19 protein-coding genes are annotated in these 21,828 nt (G+C 64.0%); 6 read left to right on the top strand and 13 right to left on the bottom strand.

Annotated features, from left to right (window positions below; genetic code table 11):
- Positions 1 to 96 precede the first annotated feature (96 nt).
- The 8 genes from X265_RS25175 to X265_RS40725 form a co-directional block, all read right to left on the bottom strand.
- Positions 97 to 804 (bottom strand): hypothetical protein, encoded by a 708-nt coding sequence (locus X265_RS25175; RefSeq protein WP_128967256.1) that lies wholly within the window; start codon positions 802 to 804, stop codon positions 97 to 99.
- Between the two features lie 38 nt (positions 805 to 842).
- Entirely contained in the window at positions 843 to 2,249 is a 1,407-nt protein-coding gene (locus X265_RS25170) for a hypothetical protein (RefSeq protein WP_128967255.1), read from the bottom strand.
- A 183-nt stretch (positions 2,250 to 2,432) separates the two neighbouring features.
- On the bottom strand, positions 2,433 to 3,206 hold the full coding sequence (locus tag X265_RS25165) for a fumarylacetoacetate hydrolase family protein (protein ID WP_244659285.1): 774 nt from the start codon (positions 3,204 to 3,206) through the stop codon (positions 2,433 to 2,435).
- An 11-nt stretch (positions 3,207 to 3,217) separates the two neighbouring features.
- Positions 3,218 to 4,237, bottom strand: coding sequence for a 2-dehydropantoate 2-reductase (locus tag X265_RS25160; protein WP_128967253.1), 1,020 nt, complete (start codon positions 4,235 to 4,237; stop codon positions 3,218 to 3,220).
- A 113-nt stretch (positions 4,238 to 4,350) separates the two neighbouring features.
- Complete coding sequence (locus X265_RS25155) at positions 4,351 to 4,776, bottom strand: CBS domain-containing protein (protein WP_128967252.1); 426 nt, start codon at positions 4,774 to 4,776, stop codon at positions 4,351 to 4,353.
- Positions 4,777 to 4,989: 213 nt separating this feature from the next.
- Positions 4,990 to 6,324, bottom strand: coding sequence for an oxalate/formate MFS antiporter (gene oxlT, locus X265_RS25150; protein WP_128967251.1), 1,335 nt, complete (start codon positions 6,322 to 6,324; stop codon positions 4,990 to 4,992).
- Between the two features lie 255 nt (positions 6,325 to 6,579).
- Positions 6,580 to 7,869, bottom strand: coding sequence for an oxalate/formate MFS antiporter (oxlT, locus tag X265_RS25145; protein ID WP_128967250.1), 1,290 nt, complete (start codon positions 7,867 to 7,869; stop codon positions 6,580 to 6,582).
- 246 nt (positions 7,870 to 8,115) lie between these two features.
- Positions 8,116 to 8,253, bottom strand: coding sequence for a hypothetical protein (locus X265_RS40725; protein ID WP_164938782.1), 138 nt, complete (start codon positions 8,251 to 8,253; stop codon positions 8,116 to 8,118).
- Between the two features lie 283 nt (positions 8,254 to 8,536).
- Here X265_RS40725 and X265_RS25135 point away from each other — a divergent pair, with 283 nt between their 5' ends.
- Positions 8,537 to 9,862, top strand: coding sequence for an Hsp70 family protein (locus X265_RS25135; RefSeq protein WP_128967249.1), 1,326 nt, complete (start codon positions 8,537 to 8,539; stop codon positions 9,860 to 9,862).
- Between the two features lie 263 nt (positions 9,863 to 10,125).
- Here the strand turns inward: X265_RS25135 and X265_RS25130 are convergent, their stop codons facing one another.
- Positions 10,126 to 10,569, bottom strand: coding sequence for an SRPBCC family protein (locus tag X265_RS25130; protein WP_128967248.1), 444 nt, complete (start codon positions 10,567 to 10,569; stop codon positions 10,126 to 10,128).
- A 262-nt stretch (positions 10,570 to 10,831) separates the two neighbouring features.
- Here X265_RS25130 and X265_RS25125 point away from each other — a divergent pair, with 262 nt between their 5' ends.
- Positions 10,832 to 11,821, top strand: a complete 990-nt coding sequence (locus X265_RS25125; protein ID WP_244659286.1) for an alpha/beta hydrolase family protein — start codon at positions 10,832 to 10,834, stop codon at positions 11,819 to 11,821.
- Positions 11,822 to 12,147: 326 nt separating this feature from the next.
- Here X265_RS25125 and X265_RS25120 read toward each other — a convergent pair whose 3' ends face one another.
- Positions 12,148 to 13,002: an oxidoreductase gene (locus X265_RS25120; protein WP_128967247.1), complete on the bottom strand. Its 855-nt coding sequence runs from the start codon at positions 13,000 to 13,002 to the stop codon at positions 12,148 to 12,150.
- Positions 13,003 to 13,110: 108 nt separating this feature from the next.
- Between X265_RS25120 and X265_RS25115 the strand changes: the two genes are divergently transcribed.
- Positions 13,111 to 13,734 (top strand): TetR/AcrR family transcriptional regulator, encoded by a 624-nt coding sequence (locus X265_RS25115; RefSeq protein ID WP_244659287.1) that lies wholly within the window; start codon positions 13,111 to 13,113, stop codon positions 13,732 to 13,734.
- A gap of 485 nt (positions 13,735 to 14,219) precedes the next feature.
- The gene (locus X265_RS40720) at positions 14,220 to 14,390 is read left to right on the top strand and encodes a hypothetical protein (RefSeq protein ID WP_164938781.1); all 171 of its coding nucleotides are present in this window, start codon (positions 14,220 to 14,222) and stop codon (positions 14,388 to 14,390) included.
- 78 nt (positions 14,391 to 14,468) lie between these two features.
- On the opposite strand, the gene frc is transcribed toward X265_RS40720, so the two are convergent.
- From frc to X265_RS25100, 3 genes are all read right to left on the bottom strand, one after another.
- A complete protein-coding gene (frc, locus tag X265_RS25110) occupies positions 14,469 to 15,746 on the bottom strand; it encodes a formyl-CoA transferase (RefSeq protein WP_128967246.1) in 1,278 nt (425 codons plus the stop codon).
- Between the two features lie 63 nt (positions 15,747 to 15,809).
- Positions 15,810 to 17,543 carry an oxalyl-CoA decarboxylase gene (oxc, locus tag X265_RS25105; protein WP_128967245.1) on the bottom strand — a complete coding sequence of 578 codons (1,734 nt, stop codon included), beginning with the start codon at positions 17,541 to 17,543 and terminating at the stop codon, positions 15,810 to 15,812.
- 61 nt (positions 17,544 to 17,604) lie between these two features.
- Positions 17,605 to 18,300 (bottom strand): GntR family transcriptional regulator, encoded by a 696-nt coding sequence (locus X265_RS25100; RefSeq protein WP_164939044.1) that lies wholly within the window; start codon positions 18,298 to 18,300, stop codon positions 17,605 to 17,607.
- A 345-nt stretch (positions 18,301 to 18,645) separates the two neighbouring features.
- Between X265_RS25100 and X265_RS25095 the strand changes: the two genes are divergently transcribed.
- Positions 18,646 to 20,775, top strand: a complete 2,130-nt coding sequence (locus tag X265_RS25095; protein ID WP_128967243.1) for an acetate--CoA ligase family protein — start codon at positions 18,646 to 18,648, stop codon at positions 20,773 to 20,775.
- A 156-nt stretch (positions 20,776 to 20,931) separates the two neighbouring features.
- Positions 20,932 to 21,768, top strand: a complete 837-nt coding sequence (locus X265_RS25090; protein ID WP_128967242.1) for an IclR family transcriptional regulator — start codon at positions 20,932 to 20,934, stop codon at positions 21,766 to 21,768.
- Positions 21,769 to 21,828 lie beyond the last annotated feature (60 nt).

The raw sequence follows: 21,828 nt of genomic DNA, 5'->3' as shown, positions 1-21,828 counted from the left end.
CACAGTGCGGCACCCGCGGGACATGTTGGCGGCAATTGAATGGGCGCGCGCAGATGTGATGTTGTGTCGGAATGTCTTGGGTGTGCCAGGCGCGGTTCAGCGGTCCGCGCTGAGCCGGAAATGCATCTCGATCTTTGCTTGCGACGGCTCGTTCGCGACGCGCCAGGGGGAAAAGCCGGGCGTGGGATCGGGATCGGAGGGAAGGTCGATCAGCCAGCGCTGCGTGGGCACATCAGGCAGCGTCAGGCTGACGGCGCGATGGCGTGTCTTGTACATCAGCAAGGCCGTGGCGATGATCGCCCGGCGCTCGCCGTCATGCGCGCGCCAGTTGGCAGGCAACATCGCGTTGGCATAGCCCGACGCTTCCTCAAACTCGATCCGCACGTCCTCTTCCTTGTCCGGCAGGCTCATGCCGGCAGGAAGCCGAAACTCGACCTGGAGCGTCATGAAGCCGTGACTGAGATTGGGCGAGCGGATGAATTCGTACCATCCCCACCAGCCCAGGATGGCGACGATGAGCGCAACGGTGGCGGCGAAAGGGAAGGACAGCCGCGGAGCGTGTTGAGGCGCGGCATCGGAGGTTTCCGCAGGCAGCTCGGCCCGGACCAGGCCGAAGCGCACGAACAGCCAGACGCCGGCGATCAGGCCGATCACGCCGCCGACCGGCCCGATGTCGAAGAAGGCGCCCATCGCGATGCCGCCGTCGCGGTCCGGGCCAGCCAGCAGGACGATCAGCGCGGCAAGGCCCGCCCAGCCGGCGAGCGCGCCGAGCAGACCGGAGAGGAAGCCGAGGATGAGGCGCATGAGCTGTTGGTCGCGCGTAGATGGCCGGCGGTTCGAATCTACCCGATCCGGTTCAGGCTGTTGCGGATGGTCGAGAAGATGCCGCCGATGTCCTTACGCAAGGCGTCGAGCGCGTTGAAATTGTCGAAGATGCGGGCGAGGCGGTCTTCGACCTCGCGCTTGCTCTTGCTCAATGCATCGACGCGCGAGGCGAGCGTGACGTCGCCACTGGCCTCGATCTCGCCGACGGTCCTGGCGAGAAGATCGCGGGTGGCGCTGACATCGGCGATCATGGCCTCGATGCCGAACACCGGTGCCTTCAGCGGAACGAGGTCGGCCTGCGATTTCGACAGCTCCGCCTTGAAGACGTTCAGCGTTGCCAGCGTTTCCTGCAGGGCGCCGAGGCGCTGGCGCGACTGGAGAATGAAATCGTTCAGCGCGTTCTGGCGCTCAGTGAGCGTCCTGCCGCCGGGATCGGTCTCGACCTCGGCGAGCGAGCGGTCGAGCTGGGCCTGGCGCTGGGCGAGCTCCTCGAAATCGAGCCGGATGCTTTTGAGGATGTTGGCGCTGTCGTCGATTCGGGCGAGGCGCTGTTCGATCTCGTTCCTGTTCTTCGACAGCGTCTCCACGCGTGCGCTGAGCGGGGCTTCGCCGCCGGTCTCGAGCTCGTCGATGGTCTTGGCGAGGCTGTTATGGCTGAGGCTGAGCTCGCCGATCAGGGCGTTGATGCCGGCATCGGATGAGCGCAGCGGTGCCAGCTCGGCATGGGATTTCGCCAGATCGTCCTTGTATTGGTTGAGCGTCGCGTACGTGGCCTGCACCGCGCCCACCCGGCCGAGCAGCGCCGATACGTCGCGCCCGATGTCCTTCAACCGGTCGGCGAGATTGTTCTTGCGGTCGTCGGTCTCGAGGTCGAGCAGCGCGCGTTCGAGCTGGTTCTGGCGGTCGCGGACCTCGGTGAAGACGGGTTCGACCGCGCGGCGCTGATCGGCGACCTTGCCGACCATCTCGCGCAAGGCCTGCTGGCGGCGGCGGATCTCGGCGAGCTGGTCGTGCATGTCGGTGGACTGGTTGCGGCTCTGCTGCAGGAGTGCGCGCTGCTCGGTCTCGCCCAGCTTGTCGTGCAGCGCCGAGACGGCCTCGCGGGGATCGCTCTCGATCAGGTGCTGGACGGTGGTGTCGAGGTGGTTTTGCAGGGCGTGGGCGACGACGACGTCTTCGCGGGTCTTCCTCAAGCGGTCGCGCAAGCTGTCGAGCCGTCGGTCCTGGCGCGAGAGCCGCCAGGCCGAGCCCCCGATCAGCGCCAGAGCGAGCACCAGGATCGCGCCGGTTGCGATGCGCTGCGGCATCGCCAGACTCGCGAACAGGGCGGGCAAATGGGCGACGTCGTAACCAAACGCCTGCGGAGCGAGAAACGCGATGGCGGCGAGCAGGACAAACCAGGCAACCAGGAAAAACAGCCACATCGTGACGTCCTCGGCCGGCGCACATTTTCGCCATGATTGCTATTGGAGAGCGGAACCCAGATCAAGCGGCGGGCGTCGCGCCGGGTTGGTGATCCACAGCTGGGCGCTTCGGCCGGCGGTGGCGCCAACACCTTCGCCGTCATTTCGGCGCGGCGCGCTCCGCGCGCCCTGGAACGACTGGAATTACAGTCGAAACTCGTTCGTGAGCTCGCCGATACCGTCGATCGCCACGGTCACGGTGTTCACCGGCTCCTTCATGACGCCGACGCCGACCGAGGTGCCGACGGCGATGAGGTCGCCGGGGAGCAGCGTCATGTCGTGGGAGATCTTGCTCACCAGGGCTTGCGCGGAAAAAATCATGTCGGAGATCGGATAGTTCTGCCGCTCCGCGCCGTTGAGAATGGTGCGGACGGTGAGCTTGGCCGGGTCGAGGCCGGTCGCGATGACGGGGCCGAACGGGCCGTAATCGTCGATGCCCTTGGCGCGGGCCCATTGCGGGAAGGTGGGATCGCTGGTCAGGATGTCGTTGGCGGTGATGTCGTTGACGCAGGTGTAGCCGAAGATGAAGCCGTCGGCCTCATCAGGCGAGACGCGCGCGCAAGTCTTGCCGATGACGATACCGAGCTCGCCTTCATAGGTCGTCTTGCCGTCGTAGTAGGACGGACGACGGATCACGGCGCCCGGCCTCGTGATTGTGGTGGTGGCCTTGAGCAGATAAAGCGGCTCCGGCGGCTCGGGCTGGTTGAGCTTGGCCGCCAGCGCGTGAAAATTATTCCAGAGCGCGACGATCTTGCTGGGCGCACAGGGCGCGAGCAGCTCGACCTCCGACAGCGCCAGTGTCTTGCCGCTGGCCGCATTGCGTCCGAACATCTCGCCTTCGTGCACGCTGATGCCTGAAGATTCCAGCGTGCCGAAGCCGGTGGTGCCGGCATGGCGGAAGCGGAGCCACCGTTTCATCTCGCTCGCCATCACGCCACCGCCAGCGCGCGAGGATCCGATGGCGTGGAGACGCCGTCATAGAGGCCGGCGACGCGGGCGCGCTGGGTCACCATCGCCAGCACCGAGTCGAGCGCCGGCGTCGGGATCTTGGTCAGGCGACCCATCTCCTGCACCACGGTGACGAGCGGGTCGATCTCCATCGGGCGGCCGCGCTCGAGATCCTGCAACATCGAGGTCTTGTGCGCGCCGACCTTGCGGGCGCCCTCGATGCGGCGCTCGACGTCGACGCGGAATTTGACGCCGAAGCTTTCGGCGATCGCCTGCGTCTCCATCATGATCGCGCGCGACAGCGCCCGCGTCGACGGATCGGTGCAGATCACGTCGAGCGTGGCATGGGTGAGGGCGCTGATCGGGTTGAAGCAGACATTGCCCCACAGCTTGAGCCAGATTTCGTCGCGGATGCGGTCGAGCACGGGCGCCTTCAGCCCGGCCGCGACGAACAGGTCGGCGAGACGCTGCACGTCGGCGGTGATCTCGCCGGAGGGCTCGCCGAGCGGGAAATTGTTGCCGTAGACGTGGCGGATCACGCCGGGCGCCTCGATCGCGGTGGCGGGATAGACGATGCAGCCGATGGCGCGTTCGGCGCCTAACTCGCGCCATTGCCTTCCGCCGGGATCGATGCTCTCCAGCGTCGAATTCTCGTACGCGCCGCCGTGCTTGTAGAAGTACCAATAGGGGATGCCGTTGACGGCGGTGACGATGCGGGTATGAGGCCCGAGCAGCGGCTGCATCTTCTCGATCACGCCGGTGATCGAATGCGCCTTCAGCGTGACGACGACGTAGTCCTGCACGCCGAGCTCGGTCGCATCGTCGGTGCAGCGGGGATGGACGGTGTGCGTCTCCTCGCCTGCGAGCAGCGTCAGGCCGCGCTCGCGCATCGCGGCGAGGTGGGCGCCACGCGCGACCAGGCTGACGTCAGCGCCTGCGCGCGCCAGCTGCACACCGAGATATCCGCCGATCGCGCCGGCGCCGTAGATGCAGATCTTCATGAAATCCTCGCGGGGGGTAGCGGAATTTGGGACGAATGATCCGGTCCGGCTCGGATCAAGTCCGAGCCGGGGCCGGTCGTCGCGGGGGGAAGAGGAGCTGCCGCTTTAGGTGATCAGGCCGCTTGCGGCGTCGAGTTGGCCGCCTCGTCGACGGCAGCTGCGATGTCGCGCATGCTGATGACGGAGACGAGGCTGTAGTCGTCGATCACGGGCAGGTGCCGGATGTGATTGCGGTTCATCAGATGCCGGACGTGCTCGATCGTATCGGCGGAGGTGCAGGAGACGAGCTGCTGCACCGAGACGAGCTGCGAGACCTTGACGTTGACGGCGCCCGCGCCGTGCTCGGCGACCGCGCGCACCACGTCGCGCTCGGTGAACATGCCGACGGCCGTGTTGCCTTCGGAGCGGACCACGTCCTTGACCACCAGCGCGCTGATGTTGTTGGCCCGCATCAGCTTGGCGGCGATCCCTACCGTTTCGTTCATACGCACCGTGACAACGCGCGGCGTCTTCTTGCGCAGAATGTCTCCGACCAGCATTGCAACCTCCCTGGGTGAACGTTGAGGCAAGTGTGGTATACATAATGCCAATCGTCAAGCGCTGGATTTGGCTGATCCGAAAAATCTTGCGGCAGTAGTGCTGACGTTTGTCATCGCGAAGCACGGAAAGCGCGCAAGGGAAGCAGACAAAGAAAAAGGGGCGCATCGCTGCGCCCCTCGCCCCTTTCGTTCGTTCTGTCGGTCTGTGGCGGCTCAGGCTGTCCCGGTCTTGGCGCGGGTCTCGGCAGGTGCAGGTGCGGTGCTGGCGCTCTCGGCCTCGTTGCCGAGGATGAAGGAGCGGCGCATCGGCTTGATCACGAACAGCGCCATCAGCGCGGCCGTCGCGTTCAGGGCCACGGCCACCACGAACACGGCCTTCCAGCCATAGGCTGCCGAGATCACGCTGGCGAGCGGGACCAGCAGCGAGGCGGTGCCCTTCGCGGTGTAGAGCATGCCGTTGTTGGTGGTCGCGAACTTCGAGCCGAAGGTGTCGCCGCAGGTCGCGGGGAACAGCGAGTAGATTTCGCCGAACACGCCGAAGTAAACCGCGGTTGCCAGCACGAACACGAGCGGGACGTGGCCATAGGTCGACAGCGTCAACAGCATGAGCGCCGCGGTGCCGAAGGCGATGAACATGGTGTTCTCACGGCCGATCGTGTCGGACACGAAGCCGAAGAACGGACGTCCGAAGCCGTCGAAGATGCGGTCGAGCGAGATCGCAAACGTCAGCGCCGCCATCTGGAAGCCGGCGAGAGAGACCGGCGTGTCGGCGATCTTGAAGTCGTGCGCGATCGGGGCGATCTGCGCCGCGGTCATCAGGCCGCCGGAGGCGACCATGACGAACACCAGGTACATCACCCAGAAGATCGGGGCGCGCAGCACTTGCGGCGGGGTGAAGTCGATGTGGGTCTGCGGCAGATTGAGCCGCTTCTTCTTCGGCGGGATGGAAATCCGCGGCGGCTGGATGAAGAAGGCGAGCAGGAGCACGATCAGGCCCTGGCCGATGCCGAACGAAAAGAACGCGCTCTGATAGCCTGATGCCGCGATCATCTTCGCGATCGGCACCACGGTGAGGGCTGCGCCCGCGCCGAAGCCCGCGGCCGTCGCGCCGGCGGCGAGGCCGCGGCGATCGGGAAACCATTTCAGCGCATTGCCGACGCAGGTGCCGTACACCGCGCCCGCGCCCATGCCGCCCAGCACGGCCGCCGTGTAGAGCAGGGGAAGCGAGTCAGCGTAGGAATTCAGCACCCAGGACAGCGTGATCATCACGGCGCCGAACATGATGACGATGCGCGGGCCGTATTTGTCGACGAACCACGCCTCGACCGGCACCAGCCACGTTTCGGTGACGACGAAGATGGTGAAAGCGAGCTGGATCGCGGCGCGACCCCAATGATGGGCGTGATCGATCGGATCGACGAACAGCGTCCAGCCGTATTGCAGGTTGGCGATCATCGCCATGCAGACGATGCCCATCACGAGCTGGAGCCAACGGAAACTTGTGCGAAGAGGCGCGGCCGTGACGGCGCCATCCGTGCTGGAAATCATCAACAACCTCCCAAGCGCTTGTCTGGTCGCGGCAGGCTCGGCCAATATGACGGAGTGTCGCAAATATTGTGGCTTATCGTCGCAAGCGTGCCGGGCAGCTTGGTATACCATATTCCAGAATGCAAGTCCTATCTTCTGACGCGACGCAGCAAAATGATCGGTTCCTTCCCGGTTTCCGATGCGGTGTTTTCGGCAAAACGAAAACGCCCGGCGCGAGGCCGGGCGTCGTGAGCGAGGTGGTGCTGGTGAGGCGTGTCAGATGGCCGATTGCGCCACCACCGTCTTGCGCCAGGGCTTGAGCACCATGAGCGCCAGCAGCGAGGCCAGGATGTTGGCGCCGGCCGCCATGATGAACACGTTGTCCCAATGGCCTGACGTCTGCTGCACGTAGTTGGCGAGCGGCACCAGCAGCGCGGCGGTGCCCTTGGCGGTGTAGAGCAGGCCGGCATTGGTGGTCGCGAACTTCGCACCGAAGGTGTCGGTGCAGGTCGAGGGGAATAGCGAGTAGATCTCGCCCCAGGCGAAGAACACGAAGCCCGACAGGATCACGAACCAGATCGGATCGTGGCCCCAGAGATAGAGCATCCAGATGCCGACGCCTTCCATGCCGAAGGCGATGAACATCGTGTTCTCGCGGCCGATCATGTCGGAGATCCAGCCGAAGAACGGACGCGTCAGGCCGTTGAGCACGCGGTCGATGGTCGCAGCAAACGTCACCGCGGTCATGGTCATGCCGATGAGCGTGACCGGTACGGCGTCGACTTTCCAGTCGACTGCGATCGGCTTCAGATTCGCCGTCACCATCAAGCCGCCGGCACCGACGATCACGAACATGAAGTACATCAGCCAGAAGATCGGCTGGCGCAAGACTTCCGTCGGCTGGTAGTTGCGCCGGCTCTGCAGCAGCGCCGCATTCGCCACCACGTTCGGCACCTGGCCTGCCTTCGGCGCCAGCAGGAAGAAGGCGAGAACGCAGATGACGATGCCTTGCCCGAGGCCGAAATAGAGGAAGGTGGTCTGGAAACCGCTGTCCTTGATCATGGCCTGGATCGGCGCGACGGTCAGTGCCGAGCCCGCACCGAAGCCGGCGGCGGTGATGCCGGCGGCGAGACCGCGCTTGTCGGGAAACCATTTCAGCGCATTGCCGACGCAGGTGCCGTAGACGCCGCCGGCGCCGATGCCCGCGATGATCATGCCGAGATAATAACCGTTGAGCGTGGTGGCCTGCGCGTTGATCGCCCAGCCGATCGCGCAGAGCACGCCGCCGACGAGCACGACGAGTCGCGGACCGTATTTATCGACAAACCAACCTTCGACCGGCACCAGCCAGGTCTCGAACAAAACGAACAGAGTAAAAGCCCACTGGATCGAGGCGCGATCCCAACCGAATGTCTTCTGGATGTCGGGGACGAAGAACGTCCAGCCATATTGATAATTGGCGATCATCACCATGGCCGCGACGCCGATCGCCAATTGCGCCCAGCGATACGTGTCGCTGACGCGTGCGGCCGTAGGAGCCGTAGATGTTTGCACCATGTCCGTCATGCTTCCTCCAATAGCGCTTCTGTTTTTTTGAGCGCGCGTTGGCGGCATTCTTGTATTCATTATGCCAAGCTTCAAGCGCGCGCCGGCCCATTGTGCGCTTATGACGCAACCTCGTTCGAAGCTGCGCGAATGTGCCTGATCTCAAATAGAAATGGCCCCGACGCGCGGGGCCATTCTTCCAAAGTAGGAGTTCGCTGGTTTTACAACCGGCGCGACAATTGGACGCGCCAGCTTCAGGCGTTGAGCTTACAGGCCGAAGCGCGGCAGATCGCCGTTGTGATTGGAGATCTCGGCGCTCGCCATCAGGAAGCGGTCGACGGCGGCCATGAAGCGGGCGAACAGCGAGGCAGAGGGCGCGAGCGCGACGGAAGCGGTCTTGGACATCGGAATTCCCTTTCGTGGGACAGTCAGTATTGCTGTCTCATTTCGAAGGCTGTTTTATGTATACCAGATGCCAATGTCCATGCATGCCATTGCATAGCAGCATTCGATCTGCCGCATTGCAGCATAACGGTTCTCTAAGCAGCGCAGTAGAGCTCAAAAACTGCCGTTTTAGGCTGAATTGGGGGTCCGGACCTACGGATCCGCCCTGGAGCCGGGCTCTTGGCACCGCACTGCAAAACGGATAGTGGTTCGCCCCCTTTCCATCAATCCATCTGAGTGGTTCATGTCGAGCGCCTCGCCCGCCGTCTCGATCGGCATCGATTTTGGGACCAGCAATACCGTCGTCGCGCTCGCGGCGGACGACCGCCGGGTCGAGGCTGTCAGGTTCGAGCACGGTGGACAGCGCCACAGCACCTATGTCTCGGCGCTGTGCTTCTGGGAGGACCGGCCGGGCGCCGGAGCCCAGGCCGAGGGCGGCCCGTGGGCGATCGAGCAGTTCCTCGAAGGCCGCCACGTCTACCGCTTCCTCCAGTCGTTCAAGACCTTCGCGGCGAGCTCCAGCTTCAACACCACCCAGGTGTTCCGGCAGCGCTTCAAGTTCGAGGACATCCTCGCCGCGTTCCTGCGCACGCTGGCGCGCCATGGCGGCGAGAAATTCGGCTTCGAGGCCGCGAACATCACCGTCGGTCGCCCGGTGCGCTTTGCCGGCGGCAATCCCGACGATGACCTCGCCATGCAGCGCTACCGCGCCGCGTTCGAACGCTTGGGTGCCGGCCATGCCCGCTACGTCTACGAGCCCGTGGGCGCGGCGTTCTCGTTCGCCCGAAGGCTGGAACGCGATGCCACCGTGCTCGTTGCGGATTTCGGCGGCGGCACCAGCGACTTCTCGGTGATGCGTTTCTCGCGCGCCGGCGGGCATTTGCGCGCCGAGCCGCTCGGCCACGCCGGTATCGGGATTGCCGGCGACACGTTCGACTATCGCATCGTCGACCACGTCGTCTCGCCGCGGCTCGGCAAGGGCTCGAGCTTCCGTTCGTTCGACAAGGTGCTCCCGATCCCCAACAGCCACTACACCAACCTCGCGCGCTGGCATCAGCTCGCGCTGATGAAGAGCAACGGCGATCTCCGCGAGCTGCGTGAGCTCGCGCGCACCGCGCTGAAGCCTGAACTGCTCGAGGATTTCATCACCATCGTCGACCTCGACCTCGGCTTCTCGCTCTATCGCGCGGTGTCGGACGCCAAGGTCGCGCTGTCGTCGCGGGACGAGGTGGACTTCCATTTCAAGGGTGGCGGCGTCGATATTGGCGCGGCCATCACGAGGAAGAACTTCGATCGCTGGATCACCGATGACGTGGCGCGGTTGGGAGCAACCGTCGACAAAGTGCTGAATGAAGCCGGCGTCACCGCGCGCGAGGTGGAGAAGGTGTTCCTGACCGGCGGCACCTCGTTCGTGCCGGCGGTGCGAAAACTGTTCGCCGACCGCTTCGGCAACGAGCGGCTGATGTCGGGCGACCAGTTCGAGTCGATCGCCTACGGCCTCGCGCTGATCGGCCACAGTCCCGAGCCGGACCGCTGGACCGCGGACGGCGGGCTGAAGAAGGGCCCGTGACGATCGTTCTCCGTAATTGCGAGCGCAGCGAAGCAATCCATGCTGTTTCTCCGGAAAGTTCTGGATTGCTTCGCTGCGCTCGCAATGACGTGGGGAGAGCTACGTACCGGATCCAACAGTGCCGCAGGGTGGGCAAAGCGGCTTGTCCGCCGTAGCTCGAAGAGCGAAGGCGGAAGCGTGCCCACGCGTCCGTCGTCGTCGCGAGAGGTTGGCTGGCACGGCGCAAGTGCGCCTTTGCCCACCCTGCGAGACGAACGTCGTCGCTATTGATTGATCTCCGGCTCGACGAGTTTTGCCAGATTGCGCAGCGATTCCTGCCAGCCGAGATAGCAGGCCTCCACGGGAATGACGTCGGGAAGTCCGGCCTGGGTAATATCGACTTCGGTGCCGACCGAGACCTTCTTCAGGATCACGGTCACCTCGATCAGGCCCGGCAGGTTCGGATCGTCGAACTTGTCCGTGTAGCGCAGGCGCTGACCCGGAACGAGCTCGAGATATTCGCCGCCGAACGAATGGCCATTGCCCGTCGTGAAATTCCGGAACGACATCTTGAAGGTGCCGCCGACCTTGGCTTCCAGATGGTGCACGGTGCAGGTGAAACCGTTGGGCGGAAGCCATTTTGCCAAGGCGTCCGCCTCGACGAAGGCACGATAGACTTTGTCCGGGCTGGTCGTGAGAACGCGGTGCAGGCGTACGGTGCCGGGCATGATTGTTCTTCCTCTTGCATTGTTGGGCGTGAATTCGGCATCTCGCCCATTCACGTCACGAGGACGAAGGAGGTGGGGTCGATCCGACACGGCATTCCCATTTTTTGCTGAATCTGGTTCTGGGCGCAGCTGTCGATTGCCGCAACGCTCTCCTCAGGGCCCGACGATCGAACGAACTTGCACCCGCGGCAAAGCCAGTTCCAAAGCCACAATTCCGCTGCCGTTGCCGGCTCAACTCCGGCGCGAAATCGGGGGGCTTGCCTTGCGCAGGACAATTCGGGCTTTCGCCGTCGCACTCTGCTGTCTTGGTTCATTTGCTCTTGGCTCATTTGCAAAGGCGTCAGGCATTCAGCTTCTCGATGCCGATCCGGCGCTGTCGGGCGCGATCTGGTATCCGTGCGCGGCGGAGCCGACGCATGTGGCGCTTGGCAATCTTGCGGTCGGCGCCGATTTCGACCTGAAGGGCGTGAAGGATTGTCCGGTCACGGGCGCAAGGCTGCCGCTCGTGATCTTCTCGCATGGCAGGGGCGGGTGGTTCGGCGCGAACCATGACACCGAGGAGGCGCTGGCCGACGCCGGCTTCATCGTCGCCGCCATCAATCACCCCGGTGACACCACCAACGATTCCTCGCGGCGCGACACGCTTTCGGTCTGGGCATCGCGTCCGGCGGACATCGTCCGACTGCTCGATTTTATGCTGAAGGACTGGAAGGACAGGGCGGTGATCGATCCTGCCAAGGTCGGCTTCTTCGGGTTCTCGCTCGGCGGGGCGACCGGCTTCGTGCTGATGGGGACCAGGCCGGATTTCGCGAGGGTTGCCGGCCTCTGCAAGGAGACGACCGGCAGTTGCGCCGAACTGCACAGCGGCGCGACCCCGCCGGAGCCGATCCAGGATGCGCGTATCCGCGCGGCTGTGATCGTCGATCCCGCACCGGGCACCCTGACGCGGGAGAACCTCGCTTTGGTCAAAGTGCCTTTCCAGTTCTGGCGCTCGCAGTTCGGCGGCCCCGGGGTCGGCGATGGCTCCGGCACCGCGCGCGTCGCGGACGGCTTGCCCGGAAAGCCGGACATCCATGTTGTAGCGGCCGGCCACTTCGCCTTCCTCGCACCGTGCTCGGCCGAACTTGCCGCGGCCGTCCCGCGCATCTGCACCGACACGCCGGCAGGCTTCGACAGGGCGGGATTTCACCGCGAGTTCAACGCGGCGGTGGTGAAGTATTTTGGCGAGCAGCTCGCTGGCGGAGGTCCGTAAGCACCGAGCGGCCGAGAAATTCCCGGGCCAATTGCAACTGCCGACGTCAATGGTGGTGGAACTGCCGCCACCTGCGGCGCTTCCCGCGCCGACGCCGCTCAACGCGGCGCCGCGGGTTTATTGTCCCTTTCGGAACCATGGTGTCCATGGGATTGAGGCCGGCGGCGTGAACCCCAACCAGAATGTCGTTCGGCTCGAGTGACGGCCGAGGCATTTCGGCCAGTGCGACTTGATCCCAGCCCGCTCTTCACGTGCCCCTGCGCGTGAGTTTGTTCGGCGCCTGATTGTGTGGCGACGGCAGTCCGCGCTTGTCACGGGCGCCTTCGTCAGAACGCGCGTGCGCGGCCTGCGCCTGCGACACGACCGTCGTCAAGCCGCAGGTCCTTGCGAATTCCGGCATCCACGAGGCCCGCTGGTGCGAAGCGCCGAAGCAAGCGCAAGCGGCCTGCGAGGCGGCCGGCCGTGTACCGGACCTTCGGGCGTGCCGCATTGGCCGCTTCCAGCACGGTGTCGGCAACGACGCCCGGCGGTTCGGCAGTTGCCATCACTTCGTTCACCCGCTTACTGACCTCGGCACGAATGGCGCCATATTCATCGAGCTTGGCATCGGGTTCGACAAAATTCGCATCGAACGGCGTCTTTGTGTAGGCGGGCTCGATGACCGAAACGCGGATTCCCCACATGCGAAGCTCGTGGTCGAGCGATTCCGAGTAGCCCTCCACGGCGTGCTTGGTCGCGGCGTAGAGCGCGCCATACGGCATCGGCAGGAAGCCCAGCACGGAACCGATGTTGATGATGCGGCCGCGTCTCTGGCGCCGCATGTGGGGCACGACGGCGCGGGTCATTCGCACCAGTCCGAAAAAATTGGTTTCGAAGATCGACCTTGCCTGGTCGAGCGAGCTCTCCTCCGCGCCCGCCGGCGCGACACCGAACCCCGCGTTGTTCACGAGCAGATCGATTTGACCTGAGCGCCCGATCACCTCGCGGACGGCAGCATCCACGGACTCCCCGCTGGTCACGTCGAGCGACAGCATCTCGAACGATCGTCTGCTGGTCTCGGCCCCACGACGGCTGGTGCCGTAGACCTTGTAGCCGGCTTTCGCGAGCCGCTCGGCGGTTGCTTCGCCGATGCCTGACGAGGCGCCGGTCACGAGTGCGATCTTCCCATGGGACTGAGCCATCTGCTTCTCCTGAAGATGTCGGCGGCGGAGGGCGATCGAATCGCACACGGGCCGGCATCGGTTCGTTCTGGTCCTTCGTTTAGATTACGATCGCAATGATTGAATTAGATGACGATCGTAATTATAAATGTCAAGGCCCTGCTGTTTTCGCGGGCCAAGATTCCTCAAAGGTTCTCCAGCATGCGCATTTCGAAGGAAAAAGCGGCCGAAAACCGCGACCGAATTCTCAAATCCGCATCCCGCCTGATGCGGGAACGCGGCATTTCCGGTGTGGGCGTGGACGCCCTGACCGAAGCCGCCGGCATGACTCACGGCAGCCTATACAGCCAGTTCGGCTCCAAGGAGCGGCTCGTCGAGGAAGCCGTGGCGGACGCGATTGCGTCCAAAGTGCAGGAGCTGCGCGAGGGGACTACTCTGGGCGACTATGTTTCCCAATACCTGTCGGCAGAGCACCGTGATGATCCCGGACGCGGCTGTCCGTTTGCGGCCTTGTGTTGCGAGATACGATACCAGAGCAACGGCGCGCGCGAGCATTTCACGGCCGGGGTCAAAGGCGTGGTGGCGTGGTTGAGCAGCCGCGTGGGAAAAGGTTCGAAGCAGAAGCGGCGAGAAGACCAGGCGCTCGCGACTTTGTCCTCGCTGGTCGGGGCACTCGTGCTTGCCCGGGCCGTGAACGATCCCAAGCTGTCGGATGATATTCTTCGCGCGACCCGGATTGGTTTGGGGCATTGACTGAGAGGTCTTCGATTGCGCCAATGCGTGACCGCCTGGAGGGAATGCTCGCTCTATGCAGTGGGGCAGGCGCTGGCGGCGGGATCATCTGCACCACTGTTTGTCTGCCATGGGCAGCCAGCGGACACCGACCGCCCGCCAGTATTCCAATAAGCAATTCTCACGACCCGAGCCGGCTCTTTGCTTCCATAGCGGCAGACGTCTTGTTCCGCGCAATGACGGCGTCGCGTACCAGGCCGATGTGTTCGCGCAGCTTGTAGGCTTCGCTCTGGCGACAGCGTCTTCAATGCGCGTCAGGTCGGCCAGCCAATCGTCAACCGGCAAGTCGCCCGTGCGTGCTGCAACGTCGCGCTCCGTACCGGCTTGATTCGAAATTGCCGTGCCAGCAATCGTCAGGTGAATCCGGGGTGAGACCTTCCGGACACCGGGATTTCACCGCGAGTTCGACGAAGCGTGACATGTTTCCGTGCGCAACTCGGAGAGCGATGAGCTGCGCGATCCGGGATGGTTGGGTGCAGGTGCTCGCTCTGTCGGATCGTGACATCCTACCCCTGTTTTGCCCGACGCGTCAACAAAAATTCGAAAAATACGAAATTGGCTTGGCGGCCAAGGCGTTGGCTACTGTGCATGGGGTTGTTTTTCAGTTTTTGGTTTGAGCCCGCAGCCGCATAGCCTCGCTCATGCAAAAGGGCCGCCCCGAGGGCGGCCCTTTGTCTTGATCGAAGTGGCTCGGCCTACTCGGCCGCCTGCTTCTGCGGCGGGTCGAGCGCGCCCGACTTGTGGATGTCGGCGACCTGGTGATCGCTGAAGCCGAGCACCGAGCGCAGGATCTCGTCGGTGTGCTCGCCGAGCAGCGGCGAGCGGGTGACCTCGGCCGGCGAGTCCGAGAGCTTGATCGGGTTACCGACCGAGACGTACTTGCCGCGGGTGGGGTGGTCGACTTCGACCACGGTGCCGGTCGCGCGCAGTGACTGGTCTTCCGCGATCTCCTTCATCGACAGGATCGGACCGCAGGGGATGTCGTCCTTGTTGAGGATCTCCATCGCCTCGAACTTGGTCTTGGTCATCGTCCACTGTTCGATGCGCGCAAAAATCTCGTTGAGGCGCGGCAGGCGGGCCGCCGGCTTGGCGTAGTTCGGATCGGTCTTCCAGGTCGGCTCGCCGATCACGTCGCAGATCTTCTCCCAGACCGGGGCCTGGGTGATGAAGTAGATGTAGGCGTTGGGATCGGTCTCCCAGCCCTTGCACTTCAGGATGCGACCGGGCTGGCCGCCGCCCGAGTCGTTGCCGGCGCGCGGCACGGCATCGCCGAACGGCACGCCTTCGCCGAACTGGCTGTACTCCTTGAGCGGCCCGTGGGCGAGGCGCTGCTGGTCGCGCAGCTTGACGCGGCAGAGGTTGAGCACGCCGTCCTGCATCGCGGCGGTGACGCGCTGGCCCTTGCCCGAATGCGTGCGCTGGTAGAGCGCGGTGACGATGCCGAGCGCGAGGTGCAGGCCGGTGCCGGAATCGCCGATCTGCGCGCCGGTGACGAGCGGCAGGCCGTCGCGGAAGCCGGTGGTGGAGGCGGCGCCGCCGGTGCACTGCGCGACGTTCTCATAGACCTTGCAGTCCTCGTACGGTCCGGGGCCGAAGCCCTTGATCGACGCGACGATCATCTTCGGGTTGATCGCCTGGATCTTCTCCCAGGGGAAGCCCATGCGGTCGAGCACGCCGGGGCCGAAATTCTCGACCAGCACGTCGCACTTCTTGATCAGCTCGGTCAGGACTTCCTTGCCCTTCGGGTTCTTGGTGTCGAGCGTGATCGAACGCTTGTTGTGGTTGAGCATGGTGAAATACAGGCTGTCCACGTTCGGGATGTCCTGCAGCTGGCCGCGGGTGATGTCACCCACGCCCGGGCGTTCCACCTTGATCACGTCGGCGCCGAACCAGGCCAGCAGCTGCGTGCAGGTCGGTCCTGACTGGACGTGGGTGAAGTCGAGAATGCGAACGCCCTCGAGCGCTTTAGTCATGGTCTTGCTCCGTACTCTGTCTGCCCCTGCGAACCACAGGGAGTAAAGGGTTGAGGGGTGGACTTACTTCTTCTTCTGCAGAACGCTCTGCGGATTGAGGTTGCCGATGCGGCCGCTCTCCGAGCCGGCAGCCGGATCGATCACGGCGTTGATGAGCGTCGGCTTGCCCGACTTCATGGCGTCGTTGACCGCGCGCTTCAGCTCGTCCGGCGAGGTGGCATTCACGCCGACGCCGCCGAAGGCTTCCATCATCTTGTCGTAGCGTGCGCCCTTGACGAACACCGTGGTGGCGGGATCGGCGTTTGCGCCGTTGACGTCGGTGCCGCGATAGATGCCGTCATTGTTGAAGATGACGACGCAGATCGGCAGATTGTAGCGGCAGATCGTCTCGACCTCCATGCCGGAGAAGCCGAATGCCGAGTCGCCTTCCACCGCCAGCACGGGGTGACCGGTCTCGAGCGCGGCTGCGATCGCCTGGCCCATGCCGATACCCATCACGCCCCAGGTGCCGACGTCGAGACGCTTGCGGGGGCGGTACATGTCGATGACGCCGCGGGCGAGATCGAGCGTGTTGGCGCCCTCGTTGACGAGGATCGCCTCGGGGTGCTCCTTGATGACGTTCTTCAAGACGCCGAGCGCGCCGTGATAATCCATCGGCGATTTGTTGTTCATGAGCTTCGGCGCCATCTTGGCGACGTTCTCTTCGCGCTTGGACGAGATCGCCTTGGTCCATTCCGCGGGCGGGGCGGTCCAGCCCGTTCCCATCGCCTGGTTGAAGGCCGAGACCACGGAGCCGATGTCGCCGACGACGGGGGCGACGATCTCGACGTTGGAGTCCATTTCCTTCGGCTCGATGTCGACCTGGATGAACTTCTTCGGCTGATCGCCCCAGCTCTTGCCCTTGCCGTGCGAGAGCAGCCAGTTCAGACGCGCGCCGATCAGCATGACGACGTCGGACTCTTTCAGCACGGTCGAGCGGGCCGCACCGGCGCATTGCGGGTGGGTGTCGGGGAGCAGGCCCTTGGCCATGCTCATCGGCAGGAACGGAACGCCGCTCTTCTCGACGAAGCTCTTGATCTCCTCATCGGCCTGCGCGTAGGCCGCGCCCTTGCCGAGGATGATGAGCGGGCGCTTTGCGCTCTTCAGCACATCGAGTGCGCGTTTCACCGAAGCGGGCGAGGGGATCTGCGCGGGCGCCGCGTCGATCACCTTGACCAGCGACTTCTGGCCGGACTCGGCGTTCATCACCTGACCGAACAGCTTCGCCGGCAGGTCGAGATAGACGCCGCCCGGACGGCCGGACACCGCGGCGCGGATGGCGCGGGCGAAGCCGATGCCGATGTCCTGGGCGTGCAGCACGCGATAGGCCGCCTTGCACAGCGGCTTTGCGATCGCGAGTTGGTCCATTTCCTCATAGTCGCCCTGCTGCAGGTCGACGATCTCGCGCTCGGAGGAGCCCGAGACCAGGATCATCGGGTAGCAATTGGTGGTGGCGTGCGCCAGCGCGGTCAGACCGTTGAGAAAGCCGGGCGCGGACACCGTGAGGCACACGCCGGGCTTCTTGGTGAGATAGCCTGCGATGCCCGCGGCGTAACCGGCGTTCTGCTCGTGGCGGAAGGAGATCACGCGAATACCGGCGGCCTGCGCCATGCGGCCCAAATCCGTGATCGGGATGCCCGGCACATTATAGATCGTATTGATGCCGTTCAGCTTGAGCGCGTCGATGACGAGATGAAAACCATCCGTCAGTTCCTGCTCGGTGCCCGGTGCCTCGGACTTGGTCGCGGTGTTCAGCATGGGCCTTGTCTCCCTGGTCTCAAGTAGTGGGGCGAATTGTTCGCCCTTCTGGTGAAGGTTGCTAGCTAAAGAGCTCCTGGCCATGCGCTTCGACGTAAGCGGCAAGGCCAAGGGTGTGGTCGCGAGCGCGCTTCTCGGCGAGCTCGGTGTCACGCGCCTCGAGCGCCTCGATCATGGCGAGATGCTCGGGCAGGGAAGTCGCGGTGCGGTCCTTGCGTCCGATCGTCAGCTGCCGATAGCCGCGCACGTGCAGCAAGAGGTCGTTGGTGAGGTCGACCAGCACGGGGGATTCCGACAACGAGATCAGCGCCTGGTGGAAGGCGATGTTGGCCTTCGAATATTCCTCGACGTGATCCTCGGGCAGGCGGTCCTTGCCAAAATCCTTGAAGAAGTCGCGCAGCGCCGAGATGTCCTTCTTGCGCGCGGTGGTGGTGATGAGCCGGGCCGCCATGCTCTCCAGCGCCGCCCAGGCGCGGATCATGTCGACGATTTCGCTCTTGGTCCGGCGCACCACCATGATGCCGCGGCGCGGCACGGTCTTCACGAAACCGTCCTGCTCGAGCATCGCGATGGCTTCGCGGATCGGCGTGCGGCTGACACCCAGGCGTTCTGACAATGCACGCTCGTCCAGCATCACCGGCTCGGGCGTCGAATAGATGTCCATCTTGAGGATGGCTTCCTTCAAGGCATCATAAGCCTTGTTCTTGAAGCTGCTCTCCGGGGCAATACGAACGATTGCGATGTCTGCCTCGGCCATGTTCGGCAACGCCTTGGTTGGTTTCCGCAGTGACACGACGATTCTCCTCCAGTGGGGAGTCGTCTTTTACAGGAATATTGACCGGAAAGTTTTTGGCATACCACATGCCAGAATGTCAAGCTGGCTATTTTTTGCGGCGTTCCAAGTGGTGCTCCGACTTGACAAGTTGGCTTCTGGCATACCAAATGCCATCGCTAGCCATTTTTGATCCAAGCTAGCGGAGTAATCAAGGCCTTTCGCCGCTCCGTTCCGCCGGGTGGAACAGAGCGCGGCGATGGCAAGTGTCACGGCAGCCGCATTCCGCGCGCTTTGCAAAGCAAGAACTGAAGGTCAAGGGAGAAGCCTATGTCCAATCCGAAAGACGTCGTCCGCAAGGTCCTTGACCAGGTCAAGGCCGACAACCGCACCAGCTTGACTGCCCCCGAAGGCAAGGTGGTCTGCGATGCCTACGGCATTCCGGTGCCGAAAGAGGGTGTGGCGAAGTCGGCGGGCGAAGCCGGCAAGATGGCCTCCGCGATGGGCTTCCCTGTCGTGATGAAGATCGTCTCGCCGGACATTCTCCACAAGACTGAGGCCGGCGGCGTCATCGTCGGCGTCAAGACGGCTGAGGATGCCGAGAAGGCCTACGAGACCATTCTCGGTAACGCCAGGAAGTACAAGGCGGATGCCAAGATCGAGGGCATCCAGGTGCAGCAGATGCTGGCCGGCGGCACCGAAGTCATCGTCGGCTCGATCACCGATGGTTCGTTCGGCAAGCTGGTCGCCTTCGGTCTCGGCGGCGTGCTGGTCGAGGTGCTCAAGGACATCACCTTCCGCCTCGCGCCTGCGACCAAGGAGGATGCGCTCTCGATGCTCGACGGCATCCAGGCGCACGAAATTTTGAAGGGTGTCCGCGGCAGCGAGCCGGTCAACCGCACGGCGCTCGCCGACGTCATCGTCAAGGTCTCGCAGCTCGTCACCGATTTCCCCGAAATCGTCGAGCTCGACCTCAACCCGGTGTTCGCGACGCCGAAGGACGCAACTGCCGCCGACGTGCGTATCGTCGTCGACTTCGCCTACAAGCCGAAGCCGAAGCCGCGTCCGACCGAAGAGATCGTAGCTGCCATGAACCGCATCATGCAGCCGAAGGCGGTCGCCGTAATCGGCGCCTCCGCGGAGGACGGCAAGATCGGCAACTCCGTGATGAAGAACCTCATCAACGGCGGCTACAAAGGCGAGATCATCCCGATCCACCCCAAGGCCGCCGAGATCCTCGGCTACAAGGCCTACAAGAGCGTCAAGGACGTGCCGGGTGTGATCGACGTTGCGGTGTTCGCGATCCCCGCGAAGTTCGTTGCGGGCGCGCTGACCGAATGCGGCGAGAAGAAAATCCCGGGCGCGGTGCTGATTCCGTCTGGCTTCGCGGAAGCTGGCGCGCCGGAGCTCCAGGCCGAGATCGTCGAGGTCGGCAAGAAGTACGACATTCGCCTGATGGGGCCGAACATCTACGGCTTCTACTATACGCCGGCGAACCTCTGTGCGACCTTCTGCACGGCTTATGATGTCAAGGGCCACGCAGCGCTGTCGTCGCAGTCGGGGGGCATCGGCATGGCCATCATCGGCTTCTCGCGATCGGCAAAGATGGGCGTCTCTGCCATTGTCGGCCTCGGCAACAAGTCTGATATCGACGAGGACGATCTGCTCGCCTTCTTCGAGCAGGATCCGAATACCAACCTGATCGCGCAGCATTGCGAAGACCTCAAGGACGGCCGCGCCTTTGCGGAAGCCGCCAAGCGCGTCTCCAAGAAGAAGCCGGTCATCGTGCTCAAGGCTGGCCGCACCTCGGCCGGCGCCAAGGCGGCCTCGTCGCACACCGGCGCGCTCGCCGGCAACGACCGCATCTATGAGGATGTGTTCAAACAGTCCGGCGTGATCCGTGCCCGCAGCTTGCGCCAGTTGCTCGAGTTTGCCCGTGGCGTGCCGGTACTGCCGACGCCGAAGGGCGAGAACGTACTGATCATCACCGGTGCGGGCGGCTCGGGGGTGCTGTTGTCGGACTCCTGCGTCGACAACGGCCTGTCGCTGATGTCGATGCCGCCGGACCTCGATGCGGCGTTCCGAAAGTTCATCCCGCCGTTCGGCGCGGCCGGAAATCCTGTGGATATCACCGGCGGCGAGCCGCCGATCACCTACGTCAACACCGTGAAGCTCGGCCTGTCGGATGAGCGCATCCATTCGCTGATCCTCGGCTATTGGCACACCATCGTCACGCCGCCGATGGTGTTCGCCCGCAACATGGTCGAGGTGAAGAAGGAGATGGAGGCCAAGGGCTTCGTGAAGCCGATGGTCGCCTCGCTCGCCGGCGACGTCGAGGTCGAGGAAGCCGCGGAATATCTCTACCAGCACGGCATCCCGGCCTATGCCTATTCGACCGAGCTGCCGGTCGAGGTGCTCGGTGCCAAGTACAAGTGGGCCCGCGGCGCGGGTCTGCTCTGAGACTGTGTTCGCCTCTCCCCGCTTGCGGGGAGAGGCCGAATTCGATCGCAGTTCGAATTCGGGTGAGGGGGACTCTCCACGAGTGTTGCTTTCACCATCCTTGCGGAGGCTTCCCCTCTCCCCGCAAGCGGGGCGAGGGAGAAGAGTCAGGTCGCGATGGGCAAGAACGTGATCCGGCGCAAATCGCTCGAAACACGGTCGGCATCGGAGGCCGATCGTGACGGCGGCGTGCAGTCCGTGGACCGCGCGCTGTCGATCCTCGAGACGCTGGCCGAGGACGACGAGGGCTATCGCCTCAGCGATCTCGCCGTCCGCACCGGTCTCTCAGCCTCAACAGTGCACCGTCTGCTGGCGACGCTGGAAAGCCGCCGCTTCGTGCAGTTCGACCGCGGCGAATCCAAATGGCATGTCGGTGTGCGCAGCTTTACCGTCGGCGCGAGCTTTGCGCGGCGGCGCAATTTCACCGCTCAAGCAATTCCGTATCTCCGCAAGCTGCGCGATCTCACTCGCGAGACCGCCAACCTCGCCGTCGTCGACGACGAATTCATCATCGTGCTAACCCGCATGGAGAGTCGCGAGATCATGCGCTCGCTGACCAAGGTCGGGGGCCGAGTCCCGATGGTGACGTCGGGCGTCGGCAAGGCCGTGCTCGCGACCTATTCCGACGAGGATGTCGGCGCCGTCATTCGTCATCACGGCATGCCGCGGCTGACGGAGAAATCCATCGTGCGGCCCAGCGATCTCTTTAAGGAGCTCGCGGCCATCCGTAGGCAGGGATATGCGATCGACGACGAGGAGGCCGAGATCGGCCTGCGCTGCGTCGCCGCCGTGGTCTATAACGGCCTCGGCGAGCCGCTGGCCGCGATTTCCGTCTCCGGCTTGACCAGCCGCGTCACCGACACGCGATTGCCGGAGATCGGCCGCACCGTGCGTGAGGTCGCCGCGGAACTCACGGCCGCGCTGGGCGGTGTCGTGCCGTCACCCCAAGCCTGAGTTCGATGCTTCCGCGGCTGCCCAATGCGTAAGCATGAGTGCCGTTTTATTTGAGTTGCC

It is taken from the genome of Bradyrhizobium guangdongense (assembly GCF_004114975.1).
Taxonomy (GTDB): domain Bacteria; phylum Pseudomonadota; class Alphaproteobacteria; order Rhizobiales; family Xanthobacteraceae; genus Bradyrhizobium; species Bradyrhizobium guangdongense.
This window is presented reverse-complemented; position numbering and strand designations above follow the sequence as displayed.